Origin of the sequence: Bacillus sp. SRB3LM (genome assembly GCF_015712745.1) — a bacterium.
Taxonomy (GTDB): domain Bacteria; phylum Bacillota; class Bacilli; order Bacillales; family Bacillaceae_G; genus Bacillus_A; species Bacillus_A thuringiensis_K.
In genome coordinates this window covers 668,003-680,512 of sequence record NZ_VWVQ01000078.1, presented here as the reverse complement: position 1 = coordinate 680,512, position 12,510 = coordinate 668,003, and the positions used below count along the sequence as shown (strand labels likewise).

Sequence of the window (12,510 nt, the reverse complement as noted above, 5' to 3'; positions counted from 1 at the left end):
GCGGAACGGGAACAGACAACGGAACTGGAGGAAACCCAGGAGGCGGAACGGGAACAGACAACGGAACTGGAGGAAACCCAGGAGGCGGAACGGGGACAGATAACGGAACCGGAGGAAATCCAGGAGGCGAAACGGGAACAGATAACGGTAAAGTTATTGAAAGTACAACGAATCAAGTTATACATCAAAAAACAGAAAAAATAACAGATATTACTTCTAGTGTATTAATAAAAGAAGCAGTAGATACAGTCGAAAGTTATCAAGGTTTAATGAGCCTTTACGAAATGTATTATGGGATTGATTTAAGAACGAAAGATGTAGGTCCTAAGTTAGAAGAAGGAAGTTTAGATGCAATTGCGACGGATCAATCTTTGTACTACGTATTAAATAAACAAAGCTTAATTGATTTAATTTCAAATCTTGTTTCATCAAGTATTACTACAGAAATAAAACAAGATATGTCAGGTTTAAAACAAAAAATAAACTCTTATCAACAATCTATTACTAGTGCGGATCAAAATTCTATGCTACTAGCGGAGAAATTAAATGGAACGACGCAACAAGCAACTAGTATGAATGAAAATTTAGGAGAGTATTTAAAAGGTTTAGCGAAATGGCGTGAGAATAGCTTAAAGCTAGTTGAAGAGCAGCAAGTATTAACAACAAATCATGCTGGTGAGCAAACAGCTATTTTATCGTTAGATTCTGGTATTAAATCATTAATGATGCAAAGTCAGTCATTGGTCGAAAGTTCGAAGCATAGTTTAGCAACTTCAGACGATGTATATAAAACATTTGATCAAATTAATGGACAAGCAAAAGAAATTCAAGACAGCGGAACGACAATTGTTTCAAAAGCTGATTTATTATTAAATGACTTTACGAAGAAAATGGAAGATGATAAATCATTCTCCAAAAACTTTACGAAAATTTTAGCCAATAGCCGTATTGGAGATCGTCAAAATGAGATGCTATATGACTTTTTAGCTAGTCCAGTTCAAAAGCAAAATGATGGAGTAATTGTAGCAGGAAATGCTTTTACACCATACTTAATTGTATTAACTTGTTTCATTGTTGCATTATTTACAGCATACGCAATTGCGAATCAAGAAAAGAAAAGAATGCAATCAGATCATTTTGAAGAGAAATTCTCATTAATTGATATGAATGTACCAACTACAGTAGTAGCTTTCGGTATATCAATTGTGGAAGGGATTAGTATAGGTATCATTTCTGGGCGTCTTTTAAAGTTTGGTCAGGATCAAAGTTTACTATGGATTGCGTTCATCACATTTATTATGATGGCGTTTGTATTAGTCTCAACCTACTTATTACGACAAATAAAAATGGTAGGAATGTTTATACTATTAGTATTTTTAAGCATGTACCTGTTTTTAACTGAGGCAGTTGGAAGTAAAGTAGATCAAATGTCGTCTGTCGGAAAGATACGTCAATTCTCACCGCTTCAGTATATAGAAAGTTTTCTAAATGATTTTATTAGTGGTAAAGATACTGGGAAAGTTATTTTTGTCGTATTGTTTGTAATTGCCATTATTGGATTGGTTAGTAATCTATTTGTATGGCATAAGAAATGGGAGGAAAAAGAAGTAAATGATCAAACAATGGAGCATAGTGGCTAAGTTATCATTTCTCTCTATCCTTTTACTGTTTGTCGCGCTACCGATAAGGAGCGCGGCTGACAGTTATCTTGGTGATGATGGGAAGATTAAGTTTAAAGTGGATCGACTTGAAGAAAGCGACCAAGAAAAAAATAAAAAGGAACATAAGGAAACAGAATTAGATAAAGCATCGATTGAGTTATTTAACAAAGATATAGAAGAAGAAATTGAGAAAAAGAAAAAGAAAGAACAAAAAGATATGGAAGCTTTGCGAGATTCTCTTTTTACAAAACCAAAAGAGAATAATAGTGTTAAAGATACGAAAAATAGTTTGTTTAGCAGTGAATACATTGTCAGAAAAAGTGCAGATGAAGTAGCGAGTAATGAAACAATGAATGAAGAGCCAATTAGTATAACAATAATATTATTATTTGGCGGCGGCATTCTACTTATTTGCATCGGTATTTATACGGTTCTTCGTAAAAGTTGGAGGTAAAGCGATGGCAATACAAACACATATCAATGTGACAGTAGATTTTAGTAAATGGAATGGAAATACATATGATTTGCGTATTCCGAATCATCAATCTATTAAATATTTATTAAAAAACTTATTAGATACGCTAAAGATTGATAATCATGAAGGTTCACATTTTGTAATTAAAGTGAAAAATAAGTCAATTGTTTTAACAGATAATGATCGTTTAATTGATCACCAAATAACAGATGGAGATATTTTGCAAGTTTTATAAAGAATATTTTTTACTTTTAGTTATTTGAAAATAAGTTATTACGGGTTATAAAGAAAAGGAGAAGAGGATAAACATGACGGAAAAAATAATTCAAATTGATGCAATGAACTATCAATTTCAAATAGAAAAAGAAAATTGGAAATTGGAGATGACCAAATCTCAAACACGTATAAAAGACTTCCGTCAATTCGATATAATTACGGGCGAATCATCTGAATTTGTACCATTAACAATAGAAGAAACGGATGATATGTTTACGTTTCTATATCAAGTAGATAAAAAATTACATAAGTGGGACGATCTTAGCCGTTTTGGAAGAAATGAGAAATTAAGACTACTTCGGAATGTTGCGCAGTTTCGTAAATATTTAAATAAACGAATCACGTTCTTTTTACATCCAGACAATATAGTTTTTAATGCTAATTTAATACCAAGTATTATACATAGAGGAATTCGAGATATTGTTCCGCCAACCCCGTTATTAGAAGAGCAATTTTTAACACAATATAAGTGTCTAATTATTGCTTTATTCTCCCAAAAACATAACTTTGATGATTTGTATGCTGGGTTACTAAAAGATGCAAAAGAAACAACATTTGAACAGACCGTTGCTCAAATGGAAAGCTTAGATGCATTACTGCAGTTTCTTGATGACAGCTTTGAGAAGGAACAAACAAAAACAGAAAAAAATATGCAGTTAGTACCTAAAAAAAGCTACAAATCATTTAAATACTTAGCTTTTTCCTTCATAGGGGCGACAGTTATTTTAGCTGCTCCTTTAATATATTTCACTTTTATAAAATTTCCTTATCAAAATAAATTGTTAGAAGCAAATGCAAGTTTCATAGCAACTGATTATGACAAAGTCATTACGCAATTGAATGAAGAGGAGTTTGAATCATTACCGATTGCATCTAAATATGAGTTAGCATTTGCATACATTACAGCTGAAAAACTAGGTGAAGCTCAAAAGAAATCGATTATGAAAAATATTAGTTTGAAAAGTGATGAAAAGTATTTGCTGTATTGGATGTATAATGGAAAAGGTAATTTTGATAAATCATTAGATTTAGCTAAGACACTTGATGATCCTCAGCTTATTATGTACGGCCTTGTTAAACAAATTGAATCACTGAAAAATAATCCGGATTTATCAGGGGAAGAACGTGATCAAAAGTTAAAAACATATGAGCAACAATTAGATGAATATAAAAAGAAATATGGCAATTCATCAAACGATAAAAATTTGTCGGACACAGAGAAAAAAGAGTAAGCACTTGATGAGACAGTTGAAAAGGAGCAGTGAACACGGATGGAGCAACTATTAGTATTGACTTATGGAGACAAGATATATAAGTGCACATTACATCCAAATGAGCAATCAATAGTGTCGATTGGAAAAGAGTGGACAAATGATATTACGAATCCAAGTTTAGAACAAGAAGTAGAGTTAAAGTGGAATAATGAAGTAAATGCTTGGATGGTACAGGATCAATTAATAGAATTCAATAAGGAAATTGAGATTGGGAAAACAAGAGATGTGAGCTTGAAAATCTTTATATCTATTGTTGGCACAACTAAAGTGTTTGATATTGGAACGAAACATTCTCTTACAGTGAGTCAAAACGATTACGATGATATTTCTATTACCGGGACTAGTGTAGATTTAATGCTATCTCGCGAAACGTTGTACGATTCTTTTAAAGTGAACGTGTATGGCGGGGATGTATTTCATAATTATACGAAGTTAAAAGATAGCGTTATGTTGGAATCAGGAGACGTATTATATTTTGATGGTATTTTATTGGAGATTGGTAGTGAAGACATTCAAGTACTTTCTTCAGAAGATAAAGTGAAATCTGCGTTACCTATTTTAGTAGAATCAGAAACGAATTATCAAAGTGGTTATCCAGACTATCATCGTTCACCACGTATTATTTACCGTGAACCAGAAGAGAAAATGACAATTGCAAAGCCTTCAAGTATGCCATCAAAACCAACGGAGCATTTAGCAAGAATCATTGCACCTTCACTTGTCATGATTGTCGTAACTGTATTACTTGCTATTTTCATGAAATATGGAATGTTTATTATCGCATCGATTGCGATGACATTAGTAACAATCATTGTTTCTGTCACATCGTATATTAAAAATTTGAAGCAATATAAAGTCGACATTGTTGAACGAGATAAAAGCTATAGAGAGTATATAAAACAAAAAACGAAAGATTTACATGCAGAAAGTGAAAAACAGCGTCACGCATTACATTATCACAATCCAAATGTAGAAGTAATACGTAATATGGCAGTTCAAGTAAATCCTAGAATTTATGAAAAAACAATGTTACATCATGATTTCTTAACATTTAGCGTTGGAACAGGACAAGCTAATACGAGTTTTGAAATTCAATTTAATGAAGAAGAATTTAGTCAAACGAAAGATGAATTAATCGATATAGCACGTGAACTAAGACAGCGTTATCTATCATTGGAAGATGTACCAGTTGTAACAGATTTAATGAATGGACCAGTCGGTTATATTGGCCAACGCTCTTTAGTGTTAGAGCAATTACAATTATTAGTTGCACAAACGGCTTTATTCCATAGTTATTATGACTTGCAGTTTATTACTATTTTTCCGGAAGAAGAAAAAGAAAAATGGGATTGGATGCGCTGGTTACCTCATGGAAGTGTTCGCGATATAAATGTACGTGGATTTGTATACCATGATCGTAGCCGTGATCAAGTGTTAAATAGTTTGTATCAAATATTGAAAGAACGAAAATTAAAACTAGATGAAAAAAGTTCTACTAATGAAAAAATGTACTTTGCACCGCACTATGTCGTTCTCATTACAGATGAAAAACTAATATTAGACCATGTTGTTATGGAATTCTTTAATGATGATCCGAGTCAATTAGGTGTATCACTTGTATTTGTACAAGATGTTATGCAAAGTTTACCGGAGCATGTGAAAACGGTAATAGATATAAGAGATGCAAAACAAGGGAACATCATCTTAGAGCAAGGAGAGCTTGTTAACCGTCAATTTAAACTAAATCACGTACCGAAAGGGTTTAATTTAGAAGATATTTCACGGGCATTAGCACCATTAAATCATTTGCAAAACTTAAAAAATAGTATTCCAGAAAGCGTAACATTTTTAGAAATGTACGGCGTTGAAAAAGTAAAAGAACTGAATATCACAAGTCGTTGGGAGAAAAATGCAGCGCATAAATCTTTAGCTGTACCACTTGGATTACGTGGTAAAGAAGATATCGTAAACTTAAATTTACACGAAAAAGCACACGGACCACACGGATTAATAGCAGGTACAACAGGTTCAGGTAAATCGGAAATTATACAATCGTACATTTTATCTCTAGCAGTTAATTTCCATCCGTACGAAGTAGCCTTTTTACTAATTGACTATAAAGGCGGCGGTATGGCGAATTTATTCAAAAACTTACCGCATTTATTAGGAACAATTACGAACTTAGATGGAGCACAAAGTATGAGAGCGCTCGCATCAATTAAAGCTGAGTTACAAAAAAGACAACGATTATTTGGGGAAAATGATGTAAACCATATTAATCAGTATCAAAAACTGTATAAAGAAGGCTTAGTAAGTGAACCGATGCCACATCTATTTTTAATTAGTGATGAATTCGCGGAACTGAAGTCAGAACAACCAGAGTTTATGAAAGAGTTAGTTTCAACAGCGCGTATCGGTCGTTCGCTCGGAATCCATTTAATATTAGCTACGCAAAAACCGAGTGGTGTTGTAGATGATCAAATTTGGAGTAACTCGAAATTCAAACTAGCATTAAAAGTTCAAAATACGTCAGATAGTAATGAAATTTTAAAAACACCGGATGCTGCTGAAATTACATTACCAGGACGTGCTTACTTACAAGTTGGGAATAATGAAATTTATGAACTATTCCAATCAGCTTGGAGCGGAGCAGACTATGTAGAAAATAAAGAGGATAAAGAACATTTAGATGCAACAATCTATGCAATAAATGATCTAGGACAATATGAAATATTAAGTGAAGACTTAAGTGGACTTGGTAGCAGTAAAGAAGTAATAAGCGTACCATCTGAACTGGATGCTGTTATTGACTACATTCACGATTACGCAGAAATAAATGAAATTGAAGCATTAGCAAGACCGTGGTTACCACCACTTCCAGAAAGCGTATATTTACAAGACTTACATGCTATTCAGTTCAAAGAAGCATGGACGAAAGAAAAGAAACCATTACAAGCAACAATTGGTCTACTAGATCAGCCTGAATTACAATCACAAACACCATTAACACTAGATATTAGTAAAGACGGACACGTAGCGGTCTTCTCAAGTCCAGGCTACGGAAAATCAACATTCTTACAATCAGTCATTATGGATGTAGCTCGTCAGCATAGTCCGGAGCATTTGCATGTGTATTTAGTGGACCTTGGAACAAATGGTCTTCTACCTTTAAAAGGATTACCTCATGTAGCGGATACGATTACGATTGACGAATCTGAAAAATGTTTAAAGTTTGTTGAAAGATTAACTCAGGAAATGAAAAATCGTAAACGATTATTAAGTGAATATGACGTTGCAAATATTGAAATGTATGAAAAGGCAAGTGGGAAAGAAATACCACATATTATTATTGCAATCGACAATTATGATGCAGTAAAAGAAGCGAAGTTCTATGAAAGCTTTGAAATGCTAATTATGCAAATTGTCCGAGATGGTGCAAGTTTAGGAATTCATACCTTAATTAGTGCAGGGCGACAAAATGCACTTAGAATTCAATTGTACAATAATATTAAAATCCAAACTTGCCTATATATGATTGATCAAAGTGAAGTAGCTAGTATTGTAGGGAGATCTGATATAAAAGTGGAAGAAACAGCAGGAAGAGCGTTAATAAAACTAGAATCTCCCACATTATTCCAGGTTGCATTACCTACGAAAGCAGAAGATGAATTACAGCAAATTCAATTATTACAACAAGAAGCAAATGATATGGACCGAGAATGGGATGGAGAACGTCCGAAGGCAATTCCAATGATGCCAGAAATTATTGATATTGCTACTTATCGTAAAAATAAAGACGTTACAAAAGCTCTACAAGCAGCAAGAATTCCAATGGGGCTTGATTTTGCAAACGTAGAAGTTGTAGCTCATGATATTGCAGTGAATGATCATTTAATGATTTATAGTGTAGATGATAGTATGAGAAAACAAATTGTATCTAGCATCCTATCTCAATTGAATAAAGATTATTTTGAAAGTGTGACGTTGGTGGATACAGCAGAGTATAGTTTCGTTCAATATAAAGACGATGTGACGCACTACATTGTAGACGAAAATGAAATCAATATGCATGCGAAGTATTGGATGGAAGTAATTCGCGAACGAGCTCTTGAATTAGCGCAAGCAAGACAAGAAGGTAGAGAAATTCCTGCATTCACAAAACAACTCATTATCATGACAAATGTTGAAGAGTTTAGTAAATTTGTTTATTTAGAAATGGAGGATGCAGCGACTTTAATTGATTTATCTCGTACAGTAGGTATTTACTTTGTATTAGCAGGTCACCACGACTACATGGACCGAAATCGTGAAGCTCTACCTATGAAAATGAGAAGTAAGCTAACAGCAGCAATTATCGCAATGCCATTAAATGATCAAAGTATCTTCAACATAAAATATATAAGCAACGAAGCGCCATTAGGTAAAGATGAAGTGTATTACTATCAAAAAGGGAACATAATGAAACTAAAAATGCCTAGAGTAACTAACGAGGTGACAGTATGAAATTAAAGAAGAAAGCTAAGGTGATGATAGTCGTGTCAATAGTGGCAAGTTTATTAAGTGGATGTGGTTTTGGGGAGACGAAGATAGAGTATGAGAGATTAGTAAAGGCGTTGGATGAAGGGGACATGAAGACTGTTATGTCTGCGAGTGATGATGGGTATGCGTATGTGAAAGAAGAGGTTAGCGATAGTACTTATGAAGAAAAAGAAGACGGTGAACATAGTAGGATAATATATCAAACAACTCATGGAGTATATAATGTGAAAGATAAAGATTTATATGGGGAAACAACTCAAAAGGTTGCTACTGATATAAAAAATGACAAAAACGTTGGTGACAATCAAAATTACAAAAAAGAAACTGTTTATAGTACAATTTTAAAAAATGAAAAATCCCGTTTAATACCCCAGAATCAAGGCATAGATATTTCATATGTAAAATTAATATTTGGAGGGTTAAACGGACTGAGTAAATTGAAGCCAAGTGAGGATAAAAAAAGATTTAGTGAACCGAGCATAATAAGCTATAATTTAACGGAATTACAGTTTAAAAGCATAATTAATGATAAGTTAAATTTAAAATATGATAAATTTGATTCTGCAGTATTAATGATTGAATTTAATACACCTAATGATGCAAAAGAAAATAATATGAGAATAATGGAAATTACTATTTCGGTAAATTATGAAGAAAAACAAGAGAATAAAATTATAAAGCGAAATCAAGAAATTTCGACATATTATCATGCTAGGGAAGAAAATAATCAAAATTCCAAAAAAGAATATATAGATTATGAAAAGGAGTATATAAATCAGCAATAATTTATATTAGGAGGAGTTTAATGTGGGGAGAGAAATGAAAAATGAAGAGGACTTTAAAATAGATAGCGATGTAGGTAAGCTGAGGTTAGCTGGTAGAGATATTTATCAATATAATGGGAAAGAGAAAATATATAGTAATTCAAATGAAAAGACAAATCAGAGGGAATTAGAGAAAAATTTTAATGCTGAGCTTATAGCTGATGATGATAACCATCCAACATCAGGGTTTGGAGCATATGCCTTACGAAGTAAAGATACGGATGAGATTTTCATAGTATACGTTGGAACTCAACCGAATCAGGTAGGCGATTTAGCAACCGATGGAGCAATTGGGCTACATAATTTAACTAATTCACCTATATTGGGGTCATTAGCGGAATTTCAGTATAGTCAAGCAGAAAAATTTTATGAAAAAGTCAAGGCGAAGAATAAAGGAAAGAAGATAACTTTACTAGGGCACTCCTTAGGTGGCGGAGCAGCGAATACAGTTGCATTAAGACATCAAGAAGATAATATAAACGTATTAGCTTTAAATCCTGCGCCTGTTTTAAATAAAGATGTGGTTAAGTACGGATACGGGACCAATATGAAAAATTGCCGCAGTCTTATAAATGAATATGATCCTTTGTATGGCGCCATTAAGGCCGCAGATTTTGTAATACCTGGACAGGTTTATAAAATGGAAAATGGGGAAGGGCATTCTTTTTTATATGATCCAAAATTTTATTCTAGGAATGGGAATGTAGCAATAGATAAATTGAAAAAGGTTAGCGAAACAGGATTTGATTGGAAATTTGGTTTTTTAGAAATATCAGAATCTGCTGGGGACCTATATAAAGGAATCACTGGAAAAAAAACATTAAGTACAACAGAAGAAGTTGTAGTGGATTTAGTGGTAAATGGAACCCCAGTCAGTGCAATTCTAGTTGCAATAACAGTAGTGGGAGATACTAGTGCTCTAGCAACAAAAATAGCAAGTATAGGTGTAGAAACAGGAAAAAAAGCTTTGAAATTTAGTAAGGAAGTTATACAAGAAGTTAGAAATCAGGTGAATGCGGCTGTGGATTGGATAGAGAATAAATTAGCAAAATGTAAGGAAAAGGTACTTGAAGTGTTAGAATCAGTATTTAACGCAGCTGTAGATTTTTTAGTAGGATGCATCATTCTTTATTTATCCCGTGATGAAATTATAGCAATTGCAAAAGAAGTAGCATCTTCTCTTGTTCAAGATATTTTAGATGTATTTAAAGGTGACTTTGAAATTGATACAAATATTGCTTCAATTGCTGGAGATTATGTAAGAAGCCATCGCCAATCATTATTAAACTATTTTATGAATGATGGTAGTAGAGGATTAAATCGTTCATTATTGGTAGAGATTTCCAGAGATGTGAACGAACTTTCAAATGATTTAAAAGAGTTAAGTCAAGATGTAACAGATGCGGTAATTTCTATGATAGCAAAAGATGAAGAGTTAGCTTCGGTTTCCTATTATTGATAAATGTTAAGGAAGGGGGTATGAGGATGGATTTACATATGATAATGTCGAGGGTTCATAGTACATTTCCGGACAGTGGTGGGCGAGATCAAATTATTAACGTTGTTATGCAACTTGAAAAAGCAGCTGTATCTTTGACAGGAGATATTAGAAGATTAGAAAGTAGTATTGATAATAGTTTGCAAGGTAAAACACGTGATGCTTTTATTGATCGTATCCGCCAATTAGAAAAAAGGCGACAAAAAATAGAAGAGAAAATTATCGTATTAAAAGGATCGGTGAATTAATATGAAAGATTATATGGAGAAAGTTTTGCCTTTAGGAAGTGTAGTGAGGTTGAGTACTGAGGAAGAAAAAGATGTAGAGTATGTAATTACTACAAGAGGAATACTTCTCGATGAAGACACTTTCTATGATTATGGTGGGGTATTACACCCAGTAGGATTGACGGCAGAGACATATAAATTATTCAATGACTTTGATATTTTAGAAGTAAAATTTGAAGGATATAAAAATTCTATTGAAGGAAAATTTGCTCATAATTTTAAAATATGGCGAAATGAATTTGTAAAAACGATAAAGAACAAGGCTGAAAATAATAAGTAACAATTATTAATAAAACAAGGGCTATAATATATTTAGAAATAAATAGACTTTCCTCTTCCAACATGGAAAGAGGAAAGTCTATTTTTGATTGAATAAGAATCTAAATATCTAGTATTACGTGGGAACAACATGAAAAAGAACGTCAAGAATTTATAGCGAATAGAAAAAGAATAAAATAAAAGTTGAAATAACATTTGTAAATAATAGTCATAGACTGTTTTTTATGGTGGAAATCTATTTGTGAAGAAATAAATCATTTTATCCTATACGATGAAAATGGGGATCTTTCGGTATTTTTATAGTTAGGAAAAAGTTATTCTAAAAGGAGTAAGTTGGGTGAATCATAGACGCAAGAAAAAGAAACCGAAACAAATAAGAAAAGAAGCTGTTCAGATAAAACCGATGGTAGAAGAAAAACCACTAAAGAAGAGTAGCAAAAAGTTAGTTGATATTCTTCTAGGTATTCTTCTTTTCCCAATTTTTATATGGGCTGTCTTGGAAGGTTCTACAACACAAGTAAGCAAAGGGAAGACTTTCCTTATTATCGTTTTCTTTATCTTATTGCAATAGGGTTATCTATGATAGGAAACAAATAAGGGGGAGTTCAGATGTTTAAGAAGAAGGAGAAAAAAAACATTTACGTTAGACTGGTAAACACACAAGGGGAAATCATTCGAGAGTTTAATTGTACAGAAAAAGACTTGCGAAAAGTAAAAGAAAATGGTGCTGAAATTCGTTTGGTTGGAGACAACTCATATGAGATGGTAGCAACCGATGAACAACTAGAACAACTAGCAAGAGCTGAAGCAGAAATCGAAGCGGAAATTAAGGCATGGGAAGATGCTTTAAATGAGAGTTTGGATGAACGCGAAGAAAGAGAAGCGAGACAGAAAGAATTGAAAGAAAAGAATAAATGGAGTACAAAGAAGAAAGTAATCGTATTTGGACTGATATTTTTTGTATTTATTGGATTACCTATTATCGAAGGGTATCAAAATAGTAAATTAGTTGAAGAAGGTACATCATTACATGCAGAAATTGTAGGTAGGCATGTAGAGAAGGAATTCATGTTTACACACCCCACATTAGTAGTTGAGGTAGATGGTAAAAAGCATAATGTATGGGTAAGTGAAGAGACATATAACGGAGCAGAGTGGTTAGGTAGACTAAAAGTCATCAAAACAAAAGATGGTAAAGTTGAGAAAGACCCTAGATATGAGGGGAAAGACTTAATTACGAGTTATTAAGCAGTATGTTTTTAGTATTCGCTTCTCTCAAATTAAATAACATTATTATTTGCAAAAATCGAATCCATTAAAATAAAAATCAAATTTTAAATAACTGTAATAACCTCCTAGCATATTGTCGATGGGAGGTGATCAACTTTCTGAAGATA

General features: G+C 33.0%; 8 protein-coding genes and 4 pseudogenes. All 12 read left to right on the top strand.

The features are described from left to right. Positions 1-1,640, top strand: a pseudogene (locus F3I02_RS26965) (type VII secretion protein EsaA); the annotation flags it as partial. Continuing rightward, positions 1,612-2,115, top strand: a complete 504-nt coding sequence (gene essA, locus F3I02_RS26960; RefSeq protein ID WP_000595655.1) for a type VII secretion protein EssA — start codon at positions 1,612-1,614, stop codon at positions 2,113-2,115. The pseudogene F3I02_RS26965 and the gene essA, both read left to right, overlap by 29 nt. Before the next feature lie 4 nt (positions 2,116-2,119). Further along, complete coding sequence (locus F3I02_RS26955; RefSeq protein ID WP_001007571.1) at positions 2,120-2,371, top strand: EsaB/YukD family protein; 252 nt, start codon at positions 2,120-2,122, stop codon at positions 2,369-2,371. Positions 2,372-2,444: 73 nt separating this feature from the next. Next, entirely contained in the window at positions 2,445-3,644 is a 1,200-nt protein-coding gene (essB, locus tag F3I02_RS26950) for a type VII secretion protein EssB (RefSeq protein ID WP_196478598.1), read from the top strand. 39 nt (positions 3,645-3,683) lie between these two features. Continuing rightward, a pseudogene (locus F3I02_RS35180) lies at positions 3,684-3,965 on the top strand (FtsK/SpoIIIE N-terminal domain-containing protein); the annotation flags it as partial. Then, positions 3,960-8,189, top strand: a pseudogene (gene essC / locus F3I02_RS26945) (type VII secretion protein EssC); the annotation flags it as partial. The pseudogenes F3I02_RS35180 and essC, both read left to right, overlap by 6 nt. Beyond that, the gene (locus F3I02_RS26940; protein WP_000768475.1) at positions 8,186-9,010 is read left to right on the top strand and encodes a DUF3952 domain-containing protein; all 825 of its coding nucleotides are present in this window, start codon (positions 8,186-8,188) and stop codon (positions 9,008-9,010) included. The pseudogene essC and the gene F3I02_RS26940, both read left to right, overlap by 4 nt. A gap of 34 nt (positions 9,011-9,044) precedes the next feature. Continuing rightward, positions 9,045-10,508 (top strand): lipase family protein, encoded by a 1,464-nt coding sequence (locus tag F3I02_RS26935; RefSeq protein WP_033689279.1) that lies wholly within the window; start codon positions 9,045-9,047, stop codon positions 10,506-10,508. Positions 10,509-10,534: 26 nt separating this feature from the next. Continuing rightward, positions 10,535-10,795: a hypothetical protein gene (locus F3I02_RS26930; protein WP_000363091.1), complete on the top strand. Its 261-nt coding sequence runs from the start codon at positions 10,535-10,537 to the stop codon at positions 10,793-10,795. 1 nt (position 10,796) lies between these two features. Beyond that, positions 10,797-11,114, top strand: coding sequence for a DUF4176 domain-containing protein (locus F3I02_RS26925; protein ID WP_000656387.1), 318 nt, complete (start codon positions 10,797-10,799; stop codon positions 11,112-11,114). A 336-nt stretch (positions 11,115-11,450) separates the two neighbouring features. Further along, positions 11,451-11,710 (top strand): annotated as a pseudogene (locus F3I02_RS26920) (hypothetical protein). Between the two features lie 12 nt (positions 11,711-11,722). Next, on the top strand, positions 11,723-12,361 hold the full coding sequence (locus tag F3I02_RS26915) for a hypothetical protein (protein ID WP_196478596.1): 639 nt from the start codon (positions 11,723-11,725) through the stop codon (positions 12,359-12,361). Positions 12,362-12,510: the final 149 nt, after the last annotated feature.